General features: G+C 72.0%; 21 protein-coding genes and 1 pseudogene. 11 read left to right on the top strand and 11 right to left on the bottom strand.

What is annotated here, in order from left to right:
• Window positions 1-38: 38 nt before the first annotated feature.
• The gene (locus IEZ11_RS36265; RefSeq protein WP_189267225.1) at window positions 39-1226 is read right to left on the bottom strand and encodes a class I SAM-dependent methyltransferase; all 1188 of its coding nucleotides are present in this window, start codon (window positions 1224-1226) and stop codon (window positions 39-41) included.
• A gap of 328 nt (window positions 1227-1554) precedes the next feature.
• On the opposite strand from IEZ11_RS36265, the gene IEZ11_RS36260 reads away from it, so the two are divergent.
• The 3 genes from IEZ11_RS36260 to IEZ11_RS36250 all read left to right on the top strand — a co-directional run bounded on the left by IEZ11_RS36260 (window position 1555) and on the right by IEZ11_RS36250 (window position 4845).
• Complete coding sequence (locus IEZ11_RS36260) at window positions 1555-3081, top strand: MFS transporter (protein ID WP_189267224.1); 1527 nt, start codon at window positions 1555-1557, stop codon at window positions 3079-3081.
• A gap of 101 nt (window positions 3082-3182) precedes the next feature.
• Window positions 3183-4475 carry an activator-dependent family glycosyltransferase gene (locus tag IEZ11_RS36255; RefSeq protein ID WP_189267223.1) on the top strand — a complete coding sequence of 431 codons (1293 nt, stop codon included), beginning with the start codon at window positions 3183-3185 and terminating at the stop codon, window positions 4473-4475.
• A 46-nt stretch (window positions 4476-4521) separates the two neighbouring features.
• Window positions 4522-4845, top strand: coding sequence for a muconolactone Delta-isomerase family protein (locus IEZ11_RS36250; RefSeq protein ID WP_189267222.1), 324 nt, complete (start codon window positions 4522-4524; stop codon window positions 4843-4845).
• 90 nt (window positions 4846-4935) lie between these two features.
• Here the strand turns inward: IEZ11_RS36250 and IEZ11_RS36245 are convergent, their stop codons facing one another.
• On the bottom strand, window positions 4936-6462 hold the full coding sequence (locus IEZ11_RS36245; protein WP_189267221.1) for an FAD-binding oxidoreductase: 1527 nt from the start codon (window positions 6460-6462) through the stop codon (window positions 4936-4938).
• Between the two features lie 144 nt (window positions 6463-6606).
• Here IEZ11_RS36245 and IEZ11_RS36240 point away from each other — a divergent pair, with 144 nt between their 5' ends.
• The 7 genes and pseudogenes from IEZ11_RS36240 (at window position 6607) to IEZ11_RS36210 (ending at window position 13212) form a co-directional block, all read left to right on the top strand.
• Complete coding sequence (locus IEZ11_RS36240) at window positions 6607-7374, top strand: SDR family NAD(P)-dependent oxidoreductase (RefSeq protein WP_229713566.1); 768 nt, start codon at window positions 6607-6609, stop codon at window positions 7372-7374.
• Window positions 7375-7492: 118 nt separating this feature from the next.
• Window positions 7493-7783: pseudogene (locus IEZ11_RS36235) on the top strand (dTDP-4-dehydrorhamnose 3,5-epimerase family protein); the annotation flags it as partial.
• Window positions 7780-8847, top strand: coding sequence for a glucose-1-phosphate thymidylyltransferase (locus IEZ11_RS36230; RefSeq protein WP_189267218.1), 1068 nt, complete (start codon window positions 7780-7782; stop codon window positions 8845-8847). The pseudogene IEZ11_RS36235 and the gene IEZ11_RS36230, both read left to right, overlap by 4 nt.
• Complete coding sequence (gene rfbB / locus IEZ11_RS36225) at window positions 8844-9890, top strand: dTDP-glucose 4,6-dehydratase (protein WP_189267217.1); 1047 nt, start codon at window positions 8844-8846, stop codon at window positions 9888-9890. Before IEZ11_RS36230 ends, rfbB begins: the two co-directional genes overlap by 4 nt.
• Window positions 9887-10792, top strand: coding sequence for a dTDP-4-dehydrorhamnose reductase (gene rfbD / locus IEZ11_RS36220; protein WP_268239946.1), 906 nt, complete (start codon window positions 9887-9889; stop codon window positions 10790-10792). The genes rfbB and rfbD overlap by 4 nt, the downstream gene beginning before the upstream one ends.
• 75 nt (window positions 10793-10867) lie before the next feature.
• The gene (locus IEZ11_RS36215) at window positions 10868-12067 is read left to right on the top strand and encodes a class I SAM-dependent methyltransferase (RefSeq protein ID WP_189267216.1); all 1200 of its coding nucleotides are present in this window, start codon (window positions 10868-10870) and stop codon (window positions 12065-12067) included.
• On the top strand, window positions 12064-13212 hold the full coding sequence (locus IEZ11_RS36210) for an aromatic ring-hydroxylating oxygenase subunit alpha (RefSeq protein ID WP_189267215.1): 1149 nt from the start codon (window positions 12064-12066) through the stop codon (window positions 13210-13212). Before IEZ11_RS36215 ends, IEZ11_RS36210 begins: the two co-directional genes overlap by 4 nt.
• Window positions 13213-13279: 67 nt before the next feature.
• On the opposite strand, the gene IEZ11_RS36205 is transcribed toward IEZ11_RS36210, so the two are convergent.
• The 3 genes from IEZ11_RS36205 to IEZ11_RS36195 all read right to left on the bottom strand — a co-directional run bounded on the left by IEZ11_RS36205 (window position 13280) and on the right by IEZ11_RS36195 (window position 16396).
• On the bottom strand, window positions 13280-14470 hold the full coding sequence (locus IEZ11_RS36205; protein WP_189267214.1) for a cytochrome P450: 1191 nt from the start codon (window positions 14468-14470) through the stop codon (window positions 13280-13282).
• Between the two features lie 172 nt (window positions 14471-14642).
• The gene (locus IEZ11_RS36200; RefSeq protein ID WP_189267213.1) at window positions 14643-15584 is read right to left on the bottom strand and encodes an aromatase/cyclase; all 942 of its coding nucleotides are present in this window, start codon (window positions 15582-15584) and stop codon (window positions 14643-14645) included.
• 26 nt (window positions 15585-15610) lie between these two features.
• Entirely contained in the window at window positions 15611-16396 is a 786-nt protein-coding gene (locus tag IEZ11_RS36195; protein WP_189267212.1) for an SDR family NAD(P)-dependent oxidoreductase, read from the bottom strand.
• Window positions 16397-16595: 199 nt separating this feature from the next.
• Between IEZ11_RS36195 and IEZ11_RS36190 the strand changes: the two genes are divergently transcribed.
• Window positions 16596-17042: a nuclear transport factor 2 family protein gene (locus tag IEZ11_RS36190; protein WP_189267211.1), complete on the top strand. Its 447-nt coding sequence runs from the start codon at window positions 16596-16598 to the stop codon at window positions 17040-17042.
• Between the two features lie 78 nt (window positions 17043-17120).
• On the opposite strand, the gene IEZ11_RS36185 is transcribed toward IEZ11_RS36190, so the two are convergent.
• The 6 genes from IEZ11_RS36185 to ychF form a co-directional block, all read right to left on the bottom strand.
• Entirely contained in the window at window positions 17121-17378 is a 258-nt protein-coding gene (locus tag IEZ11_RS36185; RefSeq protein ID WP_189267210.1) for an acyl carrier protein, read from the bottom strand.
• Window positions 17379-17439: 61 nt separating this feature from the next.
• Complete coding sequence (locus IEZ11_RS36180; protein WP_189267209.1) at window positions 17440-18660, bottom strand: ketosynthase chain-length factor; 1221 nt, start codon at window positions 18658-18660, stop codon at window positions 17440-17442.
• A complete protein-coding gene (locus tag IEZ11_RS36175) occupies window positions 18657-19931 on the bottom strand; it encodes a beta-ketoacyl-[acyl-carrier-protein] synthase family protein (protein WP_189267208.1) in 1275 nt (424 codons plus the stop codon). Before IEZ11_RS36175 ends, IEZ11_RS36180 begins: the two co-directional genes overlap by 4 nt.
• A gap of 124 nt (window positions 19932-20055) precedes the next feature.
• The gene (locus tag IEZ11_RS36170) at window positions 20056-20844 is read right to left on the bottom strand and encodes a thioesterase II family protein (RefSeq protein ID WP_189267207.1); all 789 of its coding nucleotides are present in this window, start codon (window positions 20842-20844) and stop codon (window positions 20056-20058) included.
• Complete coding sequence (locus IEZ11_RS36165; RefSeq protein WP_189267206.1) at window positions 20841-21614, bottom strand: cyclase family protein; 774 nt, start codon at window positions 21612-21614, stop codon at window positions 20841-20843. Before IEZ11_RS36165 ends, IEZ11_RS36170 begins: the two co-directional genes overlap by 4 nt.
• A 213-nt stretch (window positions 21615-21827) precedes the next feature.
• Window positions 21828-22916 (bottom strand): redox-regulated ATPase YchF, encoded by a 1089-nt coding sequence (ychF, locus tag IEZ11_RS36160; RefSeq protein ID WP_189267205.1) that lies wholly within the window; start codon window positions 22914-22916, stop codon window positions 21828-21830.
• Between the last annotated feature and the right edge of the window lie 117 nt (window positions 22917-23033).

The raw sequence follows: 23033 nt of genomic DNA, 5'->3' as shown, positions 1-23033 counted from the left end.
GGTGACCGCCCGGACCCGGGCGGGATACGTGACCGGAACTAATTGTTTTTCGCCGCGTCGGTGTACCAGCTTTCCGGGTCGGTGTCGCGCGGCACCCAGGAAGGCGCACCCTGCTCGGCGTTGACCGCCTTCTCGATCACCACCAGATTGTGGTGGACGTGGACCCCGGCGATGTTGCGGTCGGTGTACGAGGGACCGGCCGCGTCGGCGGCCGGCCGCCGCTCCTGGTGGTTGAGCCCGTCCAGCAGGCCCTTGACCAGGCCCATGGAGGTGCCGGGGTCGTCGAGGTCCGAGTCGTTGCCGCCCCAGCCGGGCCAGTAGGCGGTCTGGACGTCCTCGATCACGTAGAGCCCGCCGGGCCGCACATGCGGCAGGAGGGTCCGGAAGGACGTCAGGACGTGGTGGTTGAGATGGCTGCCGTCGTCGATCACGATGTCGAAGGGGCCGCTGTCCCGGGCCAGTTCCTCCAGGTACCGGGCGTCTGCCTGGTCCCCCTGCAGTGGCACCAGGCGGGGTTCGGCGATGCCGTGCTTCTCGTGGATGTCCAGGCCGTAGACCGTGCCGCGCGGGAAGTAGTGCTTCCACATGCGCAGCGACGCGCCGCCCTGGTCGGGCGCGTCGTAGCCGCCGATGCCGATCTCCAGCACGGTCACCGGGCGGTTCCGCAGCGGGGCGAAGTAGCGGTCGTAGTGCGGGGTGTACCAGTGTCCGCCCCACTTGTCGGAGCCGAAGCGCACCGCGAGTTCGTCGAGCGAGTGCTCCCGGCGGTTGATCACGGCGGCCAGCTGGTGCAACGCGGTGACCGCGGACGCCCGCTGCGCGTGGGCCGGGTCGGCCGGGTCGAAGAGGGGCCGGTCCGGCTCCGCCACCTGGAGGTCCAGGGTCGCCGTGTGCCGGCCGGGCGCTCCGTGGAGCGAGCGCAGCAGCTCCACGAGGTCCTGGGTGAGGCTCGCGACCGCCGTCTCCGGGGCGCCGGTCACCTCGTGGACCCCGCCGCCCAGGGTGATCCCGTACCGGAGCGGCTCGCCGCCCAGGAGCAGGGTGACCAGGACCGTCGTCTTTCCCGCGGGCTCCGGGAACAGGGCGGCGCGGGAGGCCAGTTCGCGCAGCAGCACCCCGGCACAGCGGGCGGCGCCGATCTCGGCCAGCCGGGCGGCGGCCTCGCCGTCCGGGCGGTCGGCGAGGCCGATGAGGGTGTTCTCCAGTGCGCGTGCTTCCGCCGACATGGGCGCTCCTTCGTGGCCGGGTGGACAGGGGCCCGTTCCGCCGGCGCGGACGAGCGGTGCCGACGTTAGGAGCGGCGGGTCGAGGCACGCTCGACCTGCGGTGGCAGTCCCCGCACGAAAGACACCGCGCCTTTCCCGTGCCCCCCATACCGCCAGGACCAGATATCCGGGGAAAAGTCAAACCACTATTCCCCGGCAATTCCAGGACCAGGAAACCGGCATTCTGTCAAGCCGCCGCAGCTCCATGTGAAGCGATCTCCCGAATGGTGTACGGTCCCGGCGGTCCGCGCGTATTTCCGCGTATTCGGCGACATCACGAGGAGAAGGTATGTCGGCTCATTCGGCGTCCGGCAGGGCACCGGACGCTGCCTCCGTCACGGGCGGTCCGCGGCCTGGCGGGCGCACCGGCCCGGCCCTGGCGGTCATCGTGCTGTGCCAGCTCATGCTGGTCCTGGACCTGATGATCGTGCAGATCGCGCTGCCGGACATGGCCCGGAACCTGGGACTGACCACCGGTTCCATGTCGTGGGTCGTCAACGCCTACGCGCTCGCCTTCGGCGGACTGCTGCTGCTGGGCGGCAGGGCCGGTGACATCCTGGGGCGCCGTGCCATGTTCCTCTCCGGCGTGGCCCTGTTCACCCTGGCCTCGCTGCTCGGCGGTCTGGCGACCGAGGGCTGGTGGCTGCTCACGGCCCGCGCGGTCCAGGGCGTCGGAGCCGCGATGGCCTCGCCGAGCACCCTGGCCCTCATCGTCTCCGTCTTCGAGGAGGGCCCGAGGCGCGCCCGGGCGATCGGCGTGTACTCCGTCGTCGGCGGGGCGGGCGCGGCGCTCGGACTGATCCTGGGCGGCGTTCTGACGGATGTCGCGTCCTGGCGGTGGGTGCTGTTCGTCAACGTCCCGGTCGGCGTCCTCGTCCTGGCGCTCACACCGTTCCTCATCGGCGAGACGCCCCGGCGGCCGGGCCGCTTCGACCTGCTGGGGGCACTCACCTCGACCCTCGGCATGGCCGCGCTGGTGTACGGCGTGATCAGCGCCTCGGACGCCGGCTGGGGCGCCACGGCCACCCGGGTTTCCTGCGGGGCCGCCGTCGTGCTGCTGCCGCTGTTCCTGGTCGTGGAGTCCAGGGCCCGACAGCCCGTCCTCCGGCTGGGCCTGTTCCGCGGACGCACCCGGGCCGGTGCGTACGTCGCCGTGCTGCTCGTCCAGGGCAGCATGATCGGCGTGCTGTTCTTCCTGTCCCGGTACGTGCAGCAGGTCCTCCACTTCACGCCACTGGAGGCCGGCCTGTGCTTCCTGCCCGTCACGGCCGTGGTCGTGCCGCTGGCGAAGGTGGTCATCGGGGCCTTCGCGAGGTTCGGCGGCAGGCCCCTGGTGGTCTTCGGCGCCGGCCTCATCGCCCTGGCCGACCTGTGGCTCTCGCGGCTCGGTCCGGACAGCGGCTACCTCGGGGGCGTGCTGCCCGCGCTGCTCGTCTACGGCTGCGGTATCGCCTTCTCCACCATCCCGCTCACCATGCTCGCCGTCTCCGGCGTCCCCCCGGAGGAAGCCGGAACCGCCTCCAGCGTGCTCAACTCCCTTCAGCAGGTGGGTGGTTCTCTCGGCCTCGCGATCCTGGTCACGGTCTTCGACCAAGGCGAACGGCGCGCCGCGCGGAACGCGCCGCACCGGGCAGGCACCGAGACGGCCGCCGGCCACCTCCTCACCGCCGGCATCGACCGGGGCTTCACGGCGGCCGCCTGCTTCGCGGCGGCGACGGTCCTCCCGGCCCTCCTCGTCCTGCCGGGCCGGCCGAAGGACGGGCGGGGCACCCACCGCCCGGAAGACCGGTCCGGGCCGGATCCGGCCGAGACCTGAGAAGCCCTTCCGCCCTCGCCCCGCACAGCGAGGTTCCAGGGGTCTTCGAGCGCTCCGGGCCAGCCTGGCCCGGCCACGTCAACCCCGTCGGAGAGGCACCCATGCGCGTACTGATGGCGGCGCCCGCCCTGGACGCCCACTTCAACGGCTGCGTGCCGCTGGCGTGGGCCCTGCGCTCAGCGGGACACGAAGTGCGGGTGGCGGCCCAGCCCCCGCTGACCGACAGCATCACCCGTGCCGGGCTCACCGCCGTTCCCGTCGGCCGGGACCCGGAGCTCGCCCGGGTCATGGCCGAGGCCGGCCCACGGATCTACGCCCACCACGAGGGCCGGGACCTCATGGCCGGCCCGGACGGAACGGTGGACCCGGAGTTCCTGCGCACCAGCAACGAGCTGATGACAGGGGCGTTCTACGCACGGATCAACGACGAGGAGACGATCGACGAACTCGTCGCGTTCTGCCGCTCCTGGCAACCCGACCTGGTCCTCTGGGAGACCTTCACCTTCGCGGGCGCGATCGCCGCCCGGGTCACCGGTGTCCCGCACGCGCGGCTGCTGTGGGGGCCCGACCTCTTCCTGCACATGCGCCAGGCACTGCTCGGCCAGTACGCCCGGGACGGTGCACAGGCCGCCCGCGCTCCCGGCGCGGACCCGGTGCGGGACTGGCTCACGGCACAACTGGCGCGGTACGGGCTGGATTTCACCGAGGAGACGGTCACCGGCCAGTGGCGCGTCGACCAGATGCCGGCGAGCATGCGGCTGGCGCCGGGGCAGCACACCGTACCCATGCGGTACGTCCCGTACAACGGCCCGGTGCCCGCCACCGTGCCGCCCTGGCTGCGCACCGCGCCCGAGCGCCCACGGCTCGTCCTGACCAAGGGTCTGAGCGTGCGCACCATCGACTCGCCCGACGGGCGCGCCGTGACCGCGGACGACTTCTTCACGGCCGTGGCCGACCTCGACGCCGAGATCATCGCGATCCTGGACGACGCCGAGCGCGACCGGCTGACTGCCATACCCGGGAACACCCGGGTGGTCGACTTCGCCTCGCTGCACGTCCTGTTGCCGACCTGCGCGGCGATCGTGCACCACGGCGGGGCCGGCACCTGGGCGACCGCGGCGATCCACGGCGTGCCGCAGCTCGTGCTGGCCTCGATGTGGGACAACATCCACCGGGCCCGCCGCACCCAGGAGCTGGGCGCCGGAGTGTTCGTCCCGCCCGCCGAGCTGGACCCGGCAGCGCTGCGGTCGGCCCTCGACCGGCTGCTGCACGAGCCGTCGTTCGCGAAGGGCGCGCAGGCGCTGCGCGACGAGATGACGGCCGAGCCCGCGCCCAACCAGATCGTGCCGGTGCTGGAGCAACTGGCCGCACGGCACCGCACGACCGCCGCATGATCAGGCGAACCCCCCTTTCCGGACACTCCCAGGAGGACGAACTCCCATGGCTCTCTTCGCCGTTCTGGCCACCCAGGCACCCGCCGGGATCAGCGCCGACGAGTTCCGGGCACGACTGCCCGAGGGCTTCGCGTACACCCGCAAGCTCGTCGGGCAGGGAGTGATCCGGCACAGCTGGGTCCGCGTGGGCGCCGCGGGGGGCCTGCTCGTCTACGACGTGGACTCGCACGAGGAGCTGCTGACCCGCCTCTACGACAACCCGATGAGCCCGCACCTGTCGTTCGAGGTCATCCCGCTCGCCGAGCCCGGCGCGTTCGACTCGACTTCGTACAACGAGAACAAGGAGAACAAGGCGAACAAGGAGAACTGAGCAGTCGGCGAGCCGGCGGGAGGAGTTGCGGGCAGCAGCCGGTCCGGTGCACCGGGGAGTGCACCGGACCGGCCCGCTCCGCCCGGCCGGTCAGGCCTCCGGCAGCCGGACGGACAGCGCGTGCCGGAAGACGTCCCGCGGGTCCCAGTGCGCCTTGGCCCGCTGGAGCCGCGGGTAGTTGTCCTTGTAGTAGAGCGCGTGCCACGGGACGGGCGACTTGTTCCACTCGGGATCGGCCAGGTCGGTGTCCGGATAGTTGATGTACGTGCCGTCGCTCTGCCCGTCCGGCACGGGCACGCCGCCGGTACGCGCGTACACGTCCCGGTACAGCTCCCGTATCCAGGCCAGATGCCGGGCGTCCTCCGCCGGGTCCTGCCACAGGTCCACGTAGAACGCCTTCATCACGGCCCCCCGCTGTGCCGTCGCCGTCGCGTGCGCCGGCACCTCGGCCACCCGGCCCCCGTACGACATGAAGAGCACACCGGCGCCGGGATGGCCGTGGTCGGCATCGGTCAGCGCCCGGTGCAGCACGTCCAGCTGTTCGTCGTCGTACCCCTTGAGCAGGTAGGCGGCCTTGCCCTTGGAACGCATGCCGGTCACCGTGTCGGGCAGGGTGGGCTGGAGCATGGACCGCAGCCAGGGCCGACGCCGCACGAGGTGCGCGGGGTGCGGGCCGGTCCCTTCGGCGAGCGCGTCGACATACCCCTGCAGCAGCGCCTCGGCGTCCGGCACGGTGGCGTCCGTCTGGGTACTCATGACGATGACGCCGGACGCGCTGTGCATCACGCCCAGCACGCTGAACAGACCGGCGTAGCGGGAGTCCGGCGCGCTGTTGCGCTCGTGCCATTCGGCGTGGTTCCTCATCAGCCGCCGGAAGCGGTCGCCGGTCATGTCCTGCCACGACCACGTCACCAGACTGTCCAGGACGGTGGCCGGCGGCCGCGGCAGCAGCGTGCCGGGGGCGGCGCCTGCCGGGGCGTCCCGGGCCCGCAGCCAGTAGCGGGTGACGACACCGAAGGTGCCGCCGCCGCCTCCGGTGTGGGCCCACCACAGATCCCCCAGGGCACCCTCGTCGTCGCGGCTCGCGACCACACGACGGGCCGTGCCGGCGGCGTCGACGACCACCACCTCCACCGCGTGCAGATAGTCGACGACACAGCCGTGCAGCCGGGTCAGGGGGCCGTATCCGCCGCCGAGGATGTGTCCTCCGGCGGCGACCGTGGGGCAGGAGCCGCCGGGGACGGTGACGTTCCAGCCCTTGTACAGGGCGCGGTAGAGCGCCCCGAGCTGAATGCCCGGTTCGACGGCGAAGGCCCCCTGGACGGGGTCGTGGTACACCGTGTCCATCTGCGACATGTCGATGAGGAACCGGGTGTCCGGTCCGTCGACGAAGTCCTCCAGACAGTGCCCGCCGCTGCGGACGGCGACACGCAGCCCGGCGTCGACGGCGTCCTGTACGGCACGGACGGTCTGCTCGGCGTCGCCGACCACGCGGATGTGCTCGGGGGTGCCGGTGAAACGGTGGTTGACACCGTTGACCAGGTCGGCGTAGCGGGGGTCGCCGGTGCCGATCGCCACCGGGCCCAGCGGCGGCCGGTGCCGCCTGCCATGGTTCATCTCGTCCCTCTTCCCTCCGTCGGACCGGCCCTCGGGCGGGCCTGCCGCCCCGCACACCCCACACGTCCGCGCTCGATTCCGGCTGGACCGGCCGGGCTCGCGCTCGTCAAGCGGCGTTCGAGCGGGCCTCCCTACGGTTCGACCGTGACCCAGGAGACGAAACACACGCAGCGCAGGACCGTCGTCGTCACCGGCGGCGGAAGCGGCATCGGACGGGCCACGGCCCGGGCCTTCGCCACCGAGGGCGCGCACGTCCTCGTGGTGGGCCGCACCCCCCGGCCGCTCCGGGAGACCGCCGAAGGACACCCCGCCATCAGCACCCTGACCGCCGACATCACCACGGACGACGGCCCCGACGCCGTCGTCACCACCGCACTGGAGCGGTACGGACGCCTCGACGTCCTCGTGAACAACGCCGCGCTCGGCATCCACGGCGAACTCGAGGACCTCGGCGCCCCGGACCTCGACGCCCAGCTGGCCACGAACCTGCGCGCGCCGGTCCTGCTGACCCGGCGTGCCCTGGACGCGCTGTCCGCGCACTCCGGCACCGTGGTCAACCTCAGCACCGCCGGCTCGCTCGGGCGCCGCGCCTGGCCCGGCATGTCCGTGTACGGCGCCACGAAGGTCGCGTTGGACTTCCTCACCCGCACCTGGGCCCTGGAGTTCGCCCGCCGCGGGGTCCGCGTGGTGGGCCTCGCGCCCGGCGTCATCGACACCGGCATGGCCACGCGCAACGGCATGCCCGCGGAGCACTACGCGGCCTTCATCAAGGACATGCAGGACCGCATCCCGGCCGGCCGCGTCGGCACTCCCGAGGAGATCGCCTGGTGGATCGTGCAACTGGCCTCGCCCCAGGCGCAGTACGCGAACGGCACCGTTGTGGCGGTCGACGGCGCCCTCTCCGTCCAGTGAGCGGTACGAAGGAGCCGGTGCCGTGCGGGCCCTGAGCATTCCGGGAGCCTGGGTGGTGGAGCCGGCGGTGTCCGGCGACCACCGGGGCACCTTCCACGAGCTGTTCCGCGCCGAGACCTTCGAGGCCGTCACCGACGAGGCCACGGTGGTGTACCTCTGCTCGACCGGCTACGCGCCCGGACACGAGCACGGCGTACACCCCTTCGATCCGGAGCTGGGCATCGCGTGGCCGGACGGACCGGGACCGCCGGTGCTGTCCGCGAAGGACCGGCGCGCCCCCTCGCTCACCGAGGCCCGCGCCCGGGGGCTGCTGCCCTCGTACCGGCGATGCGCGCAGCTGCGCCCGGCGGGCCGCGCCACCGGACCGGCGACCAGGACCAGCCCGTCAGGAGGGACAGGACAACCGTGAAGGCTCTCGTACTGTCCGGAGGCGTGGGGTCGCGGCTGCGCCCGATCACCCACACCTCCGCCAAGCAACTCGTCCCCGTGGCCAACAAGCCGGTCCTCTTCTACGGGCTGGAGTCCATCGCGGCGGCCGGCATCACCGAGGTCGGCCTCGTGGTGGGCGAGACCGCGGCGGAGATCCGCGCGGCGGTCGGGGACGGCTCCCGGTTCGGGCTGCGGACGACGTACATCCCGCAGGAACGGCCGCTCGGCCTGGCCCATGCCGTGCTCGTGGCGCGCGAGTTCCTCGGCGACGACGACTTCGTGATGTACCTCGGCGACAACTTCGTCGTCGGCGGCATCAGCGCGTTGGTGGACGGGTTCCGCACGCACCGGCCCGACGCGCAGATCATGCTGACCCGGGTGACCGACCCGTCCGCCTTCGGCGTCGCCGAACTCGACGCGGACGGGCGGGTGCGGCGCCTGGAGGAGAAACCGGAGTTCCCGAAGAGCGACCTGGCCCTGGTCGGCGTCTACCTGTTCACGCCGGCCGTGCACGAAGCCGTACGGGCCGTACGGCCCTCCGGCCGCGGCGAACTGGAGATCACGGACGCCGTGCAGTGGCTCGTCGACACCGGCCGCGACGTGCGTCCGGTGGAGATCTCCGGCTACTGGAAGGACACCGGCAACGTCGCCGACATGCTGGAGGTCAACCGGGCCGTGCTGGAGTCGGTGACCTCCCGCGCGGAGGGCGAGGTGGACGACGGCAGCGAGATCGTCGGCGCGGTACGGATCGCGGAGGGTGCCAGGGTCGTGCGCTCTCGCATCGTCGGCCCGGTCGTCATCGGGGCGGGCACCGAGGTGACCGACTCCTATGTCGGCCCCTACACCTCCGTCGGCGACGACTGCCGCATCGTCGGCAGCGAGCTGGAGTTCTCCATCGTGCTGCGCGGATCGCTCATCGAGGGCACCTCCCGCATCCAGTCCTCGCTCATCGGCCGGAACGCGCGGGTGGTGTCCGCGCCCCGGATGCCCGACACGCACCGGCTGGTCCTCGGCGACCACAGCAGCGTGGAGCTGGTCCCGTGACCGGCCCGGCCACCGCGCCGCCGCCGCGTCTGCTGGTCACCGGGGGCGCCGGCTTCATCGGCTCCCACTACGTGCGTACGCTGCTGGGTGCCGAGGAACCCGCCGCCGCCGATGGCGGCGTCCACGTCACCGTCCTCGACAAACTGACCTACGCGGGCGTCGCCGCCAACCTCGACGCCGTACGCGGCTCGGACCGGTTCGAGTTCGTGCACGGGGACATCTGCGACGCGGACCTGGTGGACGCGCTGGTCGCCGAGCACGACCAGATCGTGCACTTCGCGGCGGAGTCGCACGTCGACCGGTCGGTGGACGACGCCGGCACGTTCGTGCGCACCAACGTGCAGGGCACCCAGACCCTGCTGGACGCGGCACTGCGCCACCGTCCGCGGGTCTTCGTCCACATCTCCACGGACGAGGTCTACGGCTCGATCGACGCGGGCTCGTGGACCGAGGACTCCCCCCTCGCGCCCAACTCGCCCTACGCGGCGTCCAAGGCGGCGGCCGACCTGCTGGTCCTGGCCGGCCACCGGACGCACGGCCTGGACGTCCGGATCACCCGCTGCTCCAACAACTACGGCCACCACCACTTCCCGGAGAAACTGATACCGCTGTTCATCACCCGGCTGCTGGACGGCGAGGAGGTCCCGCTCTACGGCGACGGCCTCAACGTGCGCGACTGGCTGCACGTCGACGACCACGTGCAGGGCATCGAACGGGTGAGGACCGGCGGCCTGGCCGGCTCGGTGTACCACATCGGCGGCGGCGAGGAGCTCGCCAACCGCGACCTCACCCGGCTGCTGCTGGACGCCGTCGGCGCCGACCCGGCGCTGGTGCGGCGGGTCGAGGACCGCAAGGGCCACGACCGCCGCTACTCCCTCGACTGGCGCCGGATCCGGGAGGAACTCGGGTACCGTCCGCGCCGCGGTCTCACGGAGGGCCTGGCGGCGACGGTCGACTGGTACCGGAACAACCGCTCCTGGTGGGAACCGCTCAGGTCCCGGGCCGCCGTGCCGGGTGCGCCGGCCGCCGGGGTGCGGCCGTGACGCGCGGCCCCTGGCTGGTCACCGGCGCGAACGGCATGCTCGCGCGGGACCTGCGCGGCGCGCTGGACGCCACCGGCACCCCCGCCGTGACCCTGGCCAGAGCCGAACTGGACATCGCCGATCCCCGGGCCGTGCACCGGGCGGTCCGCGCGATCCGGCCGGACGTCGTCGTCAACTGCGCGGCCTGGACGGCGGTCGACGCCGCGGAGGCGGCGGAGGCCGAGGCGCACCGTGTCAACGCCCTGGGCCCGCGTCACCTGGCACGGGCCTGCGCCGCGCACGGGGCACGGCTGCTGCAGCCGTCCACCGACTACGTCTTCTCCGGCGACGGTCCGGCCCCGTACCGGGAACAGGATCCGACGGGTCCGCGCACCGCCTACGGCCGCACCAAGCGCGCCGGCGAGACGGGGGTGCTGGAGGCACTCCCCGCGGACGGCTACGTGGTGCGCACGGCCTGGCTGTACGGCGTCCACGGGACGAACTTCGTCAGCACCATGATCGGGCTGGCCCGGCGGGGCGGCACCGTCGACGTCGTCGACGACCAGCGCGGCCAGCCCACCTGGACCGTCGACCTGGCCGCCCAGCTGGTGCGCCTCGGCCGGGCCGCGGAGCGCGGCTTCGCGCCGCCCGGGGTCTACCACGCCACCAGCGCGGGGCAGACCACCTGGTTCCGGCTGGCACGCGAGATCTTCCGGCTGCTGGGCAGCGACCCCGGACGGGTACGCCCCACGACGTCCCCGGCGCTGTCCCGAGCCGCCCCGCGGCCCGCGTACAGCGTCCTGGGGCACGACCGGTGGCGCGAAGCCGGTCTGCGGCCGATCCGGCACTGGCGCGAGGCCCTGGCCCAGGCCCTCCCGGCGCTGGCGGCCGCCGCCCCGCCCGCCGCCCCGAGCCGGCGTTGACCCCCCTTCAAGCAGCGACCCCTACGGTCGCCCGCGTATTCGTCTGGTTTCGACCGCAGAGAGGGTAACCGTCAGATGACCACGGAGAACCTTGCCGAGCGCCTCACCCTGTACGGGACCGCACCTGATACCGAGATAGCCGCACTGGTCAAGGAGACCGGTCTGGAGCGGGTCGTCGCGGCCCTCGTCGACGAGGTGCTGTTCCGCTGCGACGATCCCGTGAACACCACTCCCGTCGACATCGCGCTGGAGGTCGGCCACGGCGAGGAGACGCACCGCACGGTGCTGCGCATGTCCCGTGGCGAGCCGATCAGGGTCATCGGCGGCGACGATCCCTCGGTGGTGATCCGCCGCCATCTGCAGTTCGCCCTCACCGATCTGGTGCGCCGCCTGTACGGCCCGCTGCACGCCCAGCACAGCGGTGACTTCACGGACGTCTTCCTGCCGGACCGGCCGGACGACCTCAGCCGGCTGCGGGACATCCTCGACTCCACCCACCAGGCCGGCGGGACGCTGCTGTCCGGCTGCACCGCCCAGGCGCCCGGCCTCGGCGCGCTCTCCGTGCGGTACGGCTCGGACAAGTGGGCGAGCTTCCACTGGTACACGCAGCACTACGAGAACCACTTCGCCAAGTACCGCGACCGTCCGGTGCGCATCCTGGAGATCGGCATCGGCGGTTACGCGGACGACCTGGGCGGTCCGTCGCTGAAGATGTGGAAGCGGTACTTCCACCGCGGCATGGTGTTCGGTCTCGACCTGTTCGACAAGTCCGCGCTGGACCAGAGCCGGCTCCGGGCCCTGACCGGTGACCAGGGCGACCCCACGGCCCTGCGGGAACTGGCCGCGGAACACGGCCCGTTCGACATCGTCATCGACGACGGCAGCCATGAGAACGAGCACGTGCGCGTCTCGTTCGACGCGCTCTTCCCGTACGTGCGGCCGGGCGGGCTGTACGTGATCGAGGATCTGCAGACCTCGTACTGGCCGCGGTTCGGCGGCACATCGGGGCCGGTGACCGCGCCGGACACCTCCGTGGGACTGCTCAAGCGGCTGCTCGACGACATCCACTACGCGGAGTTCGACCCGAAGCCGGACGAGCCCCGGACGATCACCCAGTCGGAGGTGATCGGGGTGCACACCTACCACAACATCGCCTTCGTCGAGAAGGGCGTGAACGGCGAGACCAGCATTCCCGCCTGGATGGACGACGAGGCGTGGAAGGCGCTGGGCGCGATCACCCCGGAAGAGGGGCGCGAGGAGGCTCAGTCACGATGACCGTCACGACCGGCCCCGCCGCCGTCCGCACCGGCGACACCGCCGAGGTGCTGGCACAGCTGCTGGAGTACCTCGCCCCGGTGCCGCCCCGACTGAGCATGCCGCCGAAGGCGTTCACCGATCCCGGCCTGTACGAGCTGGAACGGGAGCGGATCTTCCACCGGTCCTGGGTGCTGGTGGGCCACGCCGACCAGTTCGCCTCGCCCGGGGACTACACGGCCCTGGACATCGCCGGCGAGGCCGTCCTCGTGGCCCGCGGCAGGGACGGCGCCCTGCACGCCACCTCACCTGTCTGCCGGCACCGGCTGATGCCGCTGGTCGCGGCGGGGCAGGGCAACGCCAAGGACCTCACCTGCCCGTACCACCTCTGGCGCTACGAGGTGGACGGCAGGCTCATCGCGGCGACCCACATGCGCGGCAATCCCGACTTCGACCCGGCGTCCTGCCGCCTGCCCGGCTTCGCCGTCGAGGAGTGGCACGGCTTCGTCTACGTCAACCTCGACCCGGGGGCGCGACCGCTCGCGCCGGAACTGAGCGTCGTCGAGAAGGAGATGGCGAACTACCGTCTCGACGACATGGTCCAGGTCACGAGCTGGACCGAGGAGTGGCACTGCAACTGGAAGGTGGCCGTGGAGAACGGCCACGAGAACTACCACGCCATCGGTTTCCACCCGGAGACCGTGAAGCCGCTGATGACCGGCGGCATCGACATGCAGGTCCACTACGACTCGCCCGTGGTCTCCCGGCTGCTCAGCCCGGCGGGCAACCCGGTGCCGCCGACCGTGCTGCCGCTGACCGAGGACGAACAGAAGGTGCTCTACAGCTTCCGGGTCTTCCCCTGCGGCAGCGTCGCCACGTTCGGCGAGACGATCGCCTGGCTCAGCCTCGTCCCGGCCGCCCTGGACCGCACCGTGGTGCGGGGCGGCACGCTGATGCCGCGGCAGATCGTCGAGCAGGCCGGCCCGGAGAACCTGCGCGGACCGCTGGAGGAGTTCACCGCGCGGGTCAACACCGAGGACCGCACGGGCCTGGAGGCCGTCCAGCGCGGGGTCGGCTCGCGCTACGCCCGGCGCGGTCACCTCAGCCCCAAGGAGCCGGGTGTCCTGGCCTTCTACCGCTCGCTCGCCGAAGGACTGAGGGACTAGCCGGCCGGCGCGTGCGAAGGGGCCCCGAAGACCTCGCCGAGGTCTTCGGGGCCCCTTCGCACGCGTGCTATGCCGTATGCACGTGCAGTGGCAGCCTGCTGGCCGCCAGCAGGCCCTCCGGGTCGTGGAACTCCACCTCTTCGGTGCCGGGGACCCGGAACGACTCGTAGCGGGTCAGCAGCTCGGTCAGGGCCACCCTGGCCTCCAGACGGGCCAGCGGGGCACCGAGGCAGACGTGCGCGCCCTTGCCGAAGGACAGATGGCGGTTGGCGCGCCGGCCGATGTCGAAGGTGTCCGGGTCGGGGAACGCCTCGCCGTCCCGTGCCGCCGACACCAGCGCCACACTGACCAGCGCGCCCTTCGGGATGCGGTACCCGCTCAGCTCGGTGTCCACGGCGGCCCGGCGGTCCAGCCAGACCAGCGGCGAGCGGTAGCGCAGCACCTCCTCGATGGCCGCGGGCAGCAGCGCGGGGTCCTCGCGCAGCTTGGCGGTCACCTCGGCGTGCTCGTCGAAGCAGAGCACCGCGTTGCCGATGAGCGCGCTGGTGGTGAGGAACCCGGCGATCAGCAGCAGGCCCAGGAAGCCGACGATCTCCACGTCCGCCAGGCGCCTGCCGTCCAGTTCGGCCCGGATCAGGTCGTTGATCAGGCCGTCGCGCGGCTCGGACCGGTGCCACCGCACATGCCGGGTGAGGTAGTCGTTCATCTCACGGATGTACGGGGCCATGGCGGCCACGCCCGCCTCGCTGCGGATGGCGTCCACCCCGTTGTCGACGAGCAACGCGTAGGCCCAGCTGCGGAACAGCTCACGGTCCGACCTGGGCAGGCCCATCACCTCGGCGATGACGGTGACGGGCAGCGGGTGGGCGAGGTCGGCGACCACGTCCAGGGTGTCACCGCGCGCGTCGACGGCGTCCAGCAGGTCCCGGGTCACCTCCAGGACACGCGTTTCCAGCCCGGCCACGAAACGCGGGGTGAACGCCTGGCTGACCAGCCCGCGCAGCTCACGGTGGCGGGGCATGTCCATGTTCTGGAAGTTGCCCTTCTGGAACGCGATCAGCTCCTCCACGGGGGGCATGAACTCGCTCATGTCGTTGGAGAACGTCTCCGGGTCCTGCATCACCTTCAGGCCGTCCGCGTAGCGGAAGACCCGCCAGCGCCCGGACGCCGGGTCGTGACTGACCGGTTCGTCCCGGCGCATGCGCTCGTACCAGGCGAGCGTCTTTCGCATGTCGTCCGAGAAGTGCGGACCACCCATGAGTTCTCTCCTCGTGTCTGCCGGGCCGTGGGCCCCGCTGCCGGGGCGTCGTCACCCAGCTCAACAGGGGCCGCTCGAACCCGGATCGAGCCGTGCACGACAGCGGAACGGCCGGCCGGAGGTGTCCTCCGCCCGGCCGTTCCGCCGTCCGGCCCGGTCCGTACCCGTCGGGTCAGCCGCGCGGACCCTCCGCGTACTCCTTGGCGTGCCCGAGCGTGGCCCGGCTGTTGGTGCTCAGCGCGTGCCGGACGTACGCACGGGCGTCCGCCACGGTCCGGCCGGCGCCCAGCACCTTCTCGACGGCCTCGGGCCTGACGATGACGGTGTGCTGCGAGGTGACGTCGACACCGCCGTCCTTCGGCACGATCGTCCAGCGCCCGGTGTGCGCCGTCATCAGCGCGGGGACCGTGGTCTGCTTGTAGACGATCCGGTCGGTGCCGAAGACCACCCGCACGGACTCGGTGGTGTGCACCGAACCGTCCGCCGCCTTGGTGTCCATCGCCATGACCTGCACCCCGGGCGCCACCTCGGTGAAGTCGAGGCGGGCGACGTGCGGCAGCCGCTCGGGCCACAGGTCGGCGCGGTTGAGGAAGTCGAAGACCCGGTCGCCGTCCGCCGCGACGTGCACGGTGTCCTCGAAGGCGAACAGCACCTCGCCGAGCCCGGCGGCGCCCTCGGCGACCCGTTTGACGCCGGCCAGTTCCGCCGCGCTGTTGCGGTCCAGCGCGCTGTCGACCCATGCCACGCCGTCGGGGTCGTCGTCGACGACGGTGAAGTCGTGGTGCAGCTCCAGCCGGCAGCGTGCGGCACCCTCGGGCAGCACCGCCCAGGTGCCGCCCATCGAGGCGACGGGCGGTGCGGAGATGTCCTGCCGGAAGGTGACGGTCAGCCGTTCGCGGTCCAGTTCCCGGCGCGAGGTCCAGTTCTTGACCGAGCCGTTGGCCGTGGCCCAGATGTGGATGTGTTCCGTGCCCTCGCCCTTCGCGAGGTGCTCGACGTGCACGTTCGGGGTGAAGAACTGCGGCCAGCGGGTCACGTCGGCGACGATCTCGTAGACCGTCTCGGCCGGCGCGTCGATCTCGGCCGTGTGCAGGGCAGCGTGCCGTTCGGACACGTGAACCGTCCCTTCCTGGTCGATGGTCAGTAGTTTCCGAGGCCGCCGCAGACGTTGAGCGCCTGCGCGGTGATGGACGCCGCGGTGTCGGTGGCGAGGTAGCCGACGAGACCGGCCACCTCCTGCGCGGTGGAGTAGCGGCCCAGCGGGATCTTCGCCCGGAACTGCTCCAGCACGTCTTCCTCGGTGGTGTTCCAGGCGGCCGCGTAGCCCGAGCGCACCCGCTGGGCCATGGGTGTCTCGACATAGCCGGGGCACACCGCGTTGACGGTGATCCCGGTCTGGGCCAGTTCCTTGCCGACGGCCTTGGTGAAGCCGATCACGCCGTGCTTGGACGCCGAGTAGGGCGCCGCGAGCACCACTCCCTGCTTGCCGCCGGTGGAGGCGATACTGATGATCCGGCCCCAGCCGCGGTCCTGCATCCCGGACTGCCCGAGCACCTCCCGGGTGACCAGGAAGACGCTGTTGAGGTTGGTGTCGATCACGTCGTACCACAGCTCGTCGGCGAGCTCGGCGGTCACACCTCCGCCGTTGCGGCCCGCGTTGTTCACCAGCACGTCGAGGCGGCCGTACGACTCGACGGCGGAACGCACCAGCGCCCGCACCGAGTCGAGGTCGCGCACGTCCGCCGGCGTACCGTCCGCCTCGAAGCCCGCGGCCCGCAGTTCCTCCACGGTGCGCTTGACCGCGTCCGCGTCCCGGGCGCAGACGAAGACGGCCAGGCCGCTCCTCGCCAGGTCCCTGGCCACGGCCAGCCCGATCCCGCTGGTGGCTCCCGTGATCAGAGCGACCCGCCGTTCCTCTGCCGCCATCTTGAGCACTCCCCTTTGGACGTCGTCGGCGTCCACCGTGGCCGGAGGGCCTCGAACGGGGGTCGAAGAGCACTGGACGCCCCCGGAGCGGACGGCGGCCGCTCCAGCGGACGTCGAGGGAACGTGGAGGCCGCGGCCCCACCATCGTCGGAACCGTCGCCACGTCGTTGGTATGTCTCCGCCCGGAAGGGGCCCGCACATGACCGTCACCGGCACGACCCCCGTCGACCCCGGTTTCGCCATGCTCTACCAGCACATCCAGCAGTTCTACGCGCGGCAGATGCAGTTGCTGGACGACGGCGAGGCCGAGAAGTGGGCCGAGACCTTCACCGAGGACGGCGTCTTCGACGGCAACGCGTTCGACAAGCCCGCCGTCGGACGCTCCGCCGTCGGTACGGCGGCCCGCCGGGCCGTCGACGGCTACACGGCCCGCGGCATCCAGCGCCGGCACTGGCTGGGCATGCTGTCGGTGGAGCAGCGGGACGCGGACGAGGTGCTGGTGACCTGCTACGCGCAGGTGCTGGAGACACCGCGCGGCGGCCGCCCCGAACTGCGCGCCAGCACCGGCTGCCGCGACCTGCTGGTGCGCGACGGTCAGGGGTGGCTGGTCAAGCACCGTTTCATCCACCGCGACGACCTCGGCTGACCCGGTCCCGCCCACCACGACGCCGTCCGCCCGGAGCTCACCGCGCTCCGGGCGGACGGCGTCGTGCGGGCGCCGGGGTCAGGCGGCGGCCGACGGCGACTCGTTGACGAAGGCCAGCAGCAGCCGCGGCGTGGTGGCCTCGGCGATGGTCTCGTCGGGAAGGCTGATGCCGAACTCGCGCTCGATGAGGCCGGCGGCCTGGAGGACCGCCAGGGAGTCGTATCCCAGATCGGTGAAGGGGGTGTCGAGGACGTCGCCCTCCAGGTCCACCCCCTCCTCCTCGCCCGCGCACTCGCGCAGCAGACGGGTCAGCTGGTGCAGGGTCATCTCAGCCATGGCAAGGCCCTTCGGTCAGGTGTGCGGATCGGATTGCGGATCAGTGCGGTGCGTCGGCGCCTTACTGCGTCACCACCACGGCGGCGTTGAACCCGCCCTGGCCGCGGGCGAGCACCAGAGCGGCTCGGACCGGCCCGGGGCGCGCGGCCGTGACCAGGTCGAGCGCGTACTCGTCCGCCGGGCGTGCGACGTTCACGGTGGGCGGTATCACCGCGTGCCGCAGGGTCAGCAGAGCCGCGCCGAGGTCCAGTGCCGCGCCACCCGCGGCCAGCCGCCCGGTCATCGTCTTGGGCGCCGTCACGGGAACCCCGTGCGGGCCGAAGACACGGCCGATCGCCGCCGCCTCCTGACGGTCGGGCTCCGGCAGACCGGCCGCGTCGGCGAAGACCACGTCGATCTCCCGCGGGGCCAGCCCGGCCTCGTCCAGGGCGAGTTCGGCGGCACGGCGCAGCCCCGGCTCGCCCTCGCGGCCCGGTTCCGGGTCGAAGGTGGACGCGTACCCGGAGAGCCGGCCGTAGACCCTGGCGCCGCGCTCGCGGGCGGCACCGGCGTCCTCCAGCACGAGGATGGCACCGCCCTCACCGGGCACATGGCCGCGGGCCGCGCCGCTGAACGGCAGGTACGCCCGCGCCGGATCGGCCACCGTGCTCAGCCGCCCGCCGGAGAGCTGGGCGGTCCAGCCCCAGGGACAGATGGCACCGTCCACGCCGCCGGTGACCATCATGCGGCTGCCCCGGCGCAGCTGGCGGCGGGCCTGGGCGACCACGTCGAGGCCGCCCGCCTGCTCGGTGACCAGCACTCCGCTGGGGCCGCGCAGCCCGTGCCGGATCGAGATCTGACCGGTGTTGACGGCGTAGAACCAGGCGAACGACTGGTACGCGCTGACGTACTGGCCGCCCTGGCTGCGCAGTGCCTGCAACTCGCGCTGGCCGAACTCGAAACCGCCCGCCGACGCCGCGGTGACCACGCCGACGGCGAACTCGGGCAGCTGCTCCGGGTCCGCCTTGGCGTCGGTCAGCGCCTCCTCGGCAGCGGTGAGCGCGAGCCGGGTCATGTGGTCGGTCTGCGGCAGCAGCCGACTCGGTATGTGCCGCTTCGGGTCGAACCCAGGGACCTCGCCCGCGAGCGTCGCCGGGTATCCGGAGGCGTCGAAGCGGGTGACGGGGGCGATGCCGCTGCGCCCCTCCAGGGTGGCACGCCACCAGGCCTCGGTGCCCAGGCCGTTGGGCGCGGCCACGCCCATGCCGGTGAAGACCGGCGGCTCGGTGCGGGAGTCGGTCATGACGCGGGCCTCCGTTCGGGCCGGGTGAGGACCATGGCGCTCTGGAAGCCGCCGAATCCGCTGCCGACGCTCAGCACCGTGTCGACGCGCGCCTCACGGGCGACCAGCGGGGTGTAGTCGAGGTCGCACTCGGGGTCGGGCTCGTGCAGATTGGCGGTCGGCGGGATGAGGCCGTGCTCCATCGCCAGGGCCGAGGCCGCGATCTCCAGCGATCCGATGGCGCCCAGGGAGTGCCCGATCATCGACTTCACGGAGCTGACGGGCGTCCGGTAGGCGTGGTGTCCCAGACTGCGTTTGAAGGCGGCCGTCTCGTGCCGGTCGTTCTGCTTGGTGCCGGAGCCGTGTGCGTTGACGTAGTCCACCTCGGCCGCGTCGATCCTGGCCTCGTCGAGGGCCACGGTGATCGCCTCCGCCATCTCGGCGCCGTCCGGGCGGAGACCGGTCATGTGGTAGGCGTTGCTGCGGGAGGCGAAGCCGGCGATCTCCGCGTAGACGTGGGCCCCCCGGGCACGTGCGTTCTCCAGCTCCTCCAGCACGAACACCGCCGAACCCTCCCCGAGCACGAAGCCGTTGCGGGTGCGGTCGAAGGGGCGGGAGGCGTGCTCGGCGTCGTCGTTGCGCGGTGTGGTCGCCTTGATCGCGTCGAAGCAGGCCACGGAGATCGGGGAGATGGGGGCGTCGGTCGCCCCCGCGATCATCACGTCGGCGCTGCCCTCCCTGATCAGCTCCACGGCGTGTCCGACGGCGTCCAGCCCCGAGGTGCAGCCGGTCGACACCAGCGCGGTCGGGCCCTGCGCGTGCACGGCCCAGGCCACCTCGGCGGCGAAGGAGCTGGGCACGAAGTAGCCGAACAGGTGGGGCACGGCGTACTCGTGGTCGACGTGCCAGCGCGCGCCGCCGTCGCTGACCACGTCGTACTCGACGTCCAGGCCGGTGGTGGCGCCCACCGCGCTTCCGATGGTGACCCCGACCCGGTGCGGGTCCAGCGCTCCGGTGTCCAGACCGCTGTCGAGGACCGCTTCCCGGGCACTGACCACGGCGAACTGGGCCGCCCGGTCCATACGCCTGACCTGCTGAGGGGTCAGGCCCGCCGCGGCGGCGTCGAAATCCACCTCGGCCGCGATCCGGGAGCGGAACGAGGCGGCGTCGAACAGGGATATCGCCCGGGTGGCGGTACGGCCCTCGGACAACAGCGACCAGAAGGCCTCGGTCCCTCCGCCGCCTCCCGGCGCGACGACGCCGATGCCGGTGATGGCCACCCGCCTGTTCATCGGCGACCGCCTGTCCGCCCGGCCTGCGGCCTGGCCGCCCGACTGTGCCGACGGACGCGCGCTGTCTTCACGGGCCTTTCCCCTCTGCTCGGTTCTCTGTGGGGTCGACGGTGCGCCGAGACCCTCAATTCGTGCTCGACCCGCAGCGGAACCCGCCTGTCAGGCGCTGGATCTCTCCCCGGAGCAGCTCCGGCACCTGCCGTTCGCGGAGGAACAGATGGCCGCCGGGCACCGTCCGCAGGGCGAATCCCGTGGGCGCGTACCGTCGCCACTCCGCGACCCATGCGGCGGGTGCCACCGTGTCCCGGGACCCGGCGACGGCCAGCACGGGCGCGGTGAGCGGGCCGGTGCCGCGGGTACGGAGCGCCTCGGAGAGCCTGAGGTCGTCCCGGAGTGCGGGCAGGGTGCTGCGCCGCCAGATCCCTCCCGCGGACGCCTCCAGCGCGGCCGGCGGCAGCATCCCGTGCGCCACGAGACGCCCCAGCAGTTCCTCGTCGGACGGCGGGGCGGGCGAGGGGGGCAGCAGCGGCGAGGGCCGGTGCGGCGGCAGTACGGCGCCCAGGACGACGCGTTCGGGCAGGGCGAGGCCCGAGGCCGCCACCGCCTGTGCGAACGCGTGCGCGACATGGCCGCCGAGGCTGTGCCCGTACAGCATGAAAGGGCGGTCGAGGAGCGGCCCGAGCCGTTCCAGGAGCAGGGGCAGGAGCCGCTCGGGGGTGGTGATGCGGGGCTCGCGGGCTCTGCCGCCCCTGCCGGGCAGCGGTACCGGCACGATCTCGGCGACGTCCCCGAGCACGCCCTGCCAGCGGACGAAGCAGGAGCCCCCCGCGCCGGCGTGCGGGAAGCAGAACAGCCGTAACCGCCCGGTGCCGGCCGTCCGCCGGGACGAGCGCAGGTGGCCGGGTCGGCTCATGCGTCCACCAGCGCCACGGCCCGGGTCCAGCCCGCTCCGCCGCGTTTGATCTTCACCGGGAAGCAGACGACCCGGAAGCCGCTCGGTCCGGGCAGAGTGTCGAGCCGGTTCAGCCGCTCTATCTGGCAGTACTCCCGGCGCCGCCCCGCGAAGTGGGCCGGCCACAGCACCGCGGGGTCGCCCGTCTCCCGGTACTTCTCGATCATGTATCCGAACGGCGCGTCGAGGCTCCAGGCATCGGTTCCGATCACCCGCACACCGAGGTCGAGCAGGAAGTCCGTGGCCGGGCCGTCCAGGCCGGCGAACCGGGTGAAGTAGTCCGGGGTGCCCGCGTACCGGTCCGCGCCGGTACGCAGCAGGACGATGTCGAAGGGCTCGGGCCGGCAGCCGGTCCGGGCCAGTTCCGCCTCGATCCGGTCGACGCCGATGACGCCGGTGCCGACGTCGCTCACGTCCAGCAGCAGGCCGGGCCGGAAGAACCAGTCCAGCGGCATCTCGTCGATGTTCCGGGGCGTGCCGTACGCGCCGACCGAGCCGTAGTGCGAGGGCGCGTCCACGTGGGTGCCGGTGTGGCTGGTGAGCGTCAGCGTGTCGAGCGAGAGCAGTTCGCCCCCGGGCAGTACGGCGGGATCGAATTCCAGCGCGAAGTGCTTCTTCATCTCCTCGCTCATGTGCACGGCGCCCTCCGCGGGCGTCATGATCTCGTGGCGGATCGGGTCGGGTTCCCAGCCGTCCGCGTCGATCGGCGACGACAGGTCGATGATGCGCAAGGTGCCCCCAGGTCCGTGACTCCGCTCCGGCCTCCGGGCGGCGCAGCGGTGTGGGGAACTGTGCGCGCGCAGCCTCGAATCGGAATCGAGGCCCGCCCCAGCGGGCCCCGGGAGGCGGTTGCCTCCAGACCACCGAAAAAGGGGCCCGCCCTGGCGGACGAACCCCTTCTGACCTGAACTCTCCAAAAGCCCGGCGAGCACTCGGACTTTCGACTAGACGTTGAAGCGGAACTCCACCACGTCGCCGTCCTGCATGACGTAGTCCTTGCCCTCCATGCGGGCCTTGCCCTTGGCGCGGGCCTCGGGGACCGAGCCGGTTTCGACCAGGTCGGCGAAGGAGATGACCTCGGCCTTGATGAAGCCCTTCTGGAAGTCGGTGTGGATCACGCCGGCCGCCTCGGGGGCCGTGGCGCCCTTCTTGATGGTCCAGGCGCGGGACTCCTTGGGGCCGGCCGTGAGGTAGGTCTGGAGGCCGAGGGTGTCGAAGCCGACGCGGGCGAGGGTGGCGAGGCCGGGCTCCTCGGCGCCGACCGACTCCAGGAGCTCCAGGGCGTCCTCCTCGTCGAGCTCGGCGAGGTCCTGCTCCAGCTTGGCGTTGAGGAAGATCGCCTCGGCGGGGGCGACCAGGGCGCGCTGCTCGGCCTTGAAGGTGTCGTCGGTCAGCTCGTCCTCGTCGACGTTGAAGACGTAGAGGAACGGCTTGGTGGTGAGCAGGTGCAGGTCGTGCAGGAGCTCGGCGCGGTCCGAGCCCTGGAGGATGCCCTGGGAGAACAGCGTGTCGCCCTTCTCCAGGATCTCCTTGGCCTCCTCCACCGCCTTGACCTTGGGAGCCACGTCCTTCTTGATGCGCGACTCCTTCTGGAGACGCGGCAGGACCTTCTCGATGGTCTGGAGGTCGGCGAGGATCAGCTCGGTGTTGATCGTCTCGATGTCGTCCTTCGGCGAGACCTTGCCGTCGACGTGCACGACGTTCTCGTCCTTGAAGGCACGGATGACCTGGCAGATCGCGTCGGACTCACGGATGTTCGCGAGGAACTTGTTGCCCAGGCCCTCGCCCTCGGAGGCACCGCGCACGATGCCCGCGATGTCCACGAAGTCGACCGTGGCCGGCAGGATGCGCTCCGACTTGAAGATCGACGCCAGCTGGGCGAGGCGGGCGTCGGGGACGCCGACCACACCCACGTTGGGCTCGATCGTGGCGAACGGGTAGTTGGCCGCCAGCACGTCGTTCTTGGTCAGGGCGTTGAACAGGGTCGACTTGCCGACATTGGGCAGGCCGACGATTCCGATCGTGAGCGACACGTTGCGACTTCCCGGAGTGAGAGGGTGAGTGGGCCAGGGGCTGCCAGTGCCGGCGGGCCGGCCGATCCACCAGTTTACGGGGTTCACGGCCCTCGGCCGGCGGCCGCGTCGAACACC

Origin of the sequence: Streptomyces fuscichromogenes, from assembly GCF_014645815.1 — a bacterium.
GTDB lineage: Bacteria > Actinomycetota > Actinomycetes > Streptomycetales > Streptomycetaceae > Streptomyces > Streptomyces fuscichromogenes.
The sequence above is the reverse complement of the archived record's forward strand: the minus strand, read 5'-3'. Positions and strand labels throughout refer to the sequence as shown.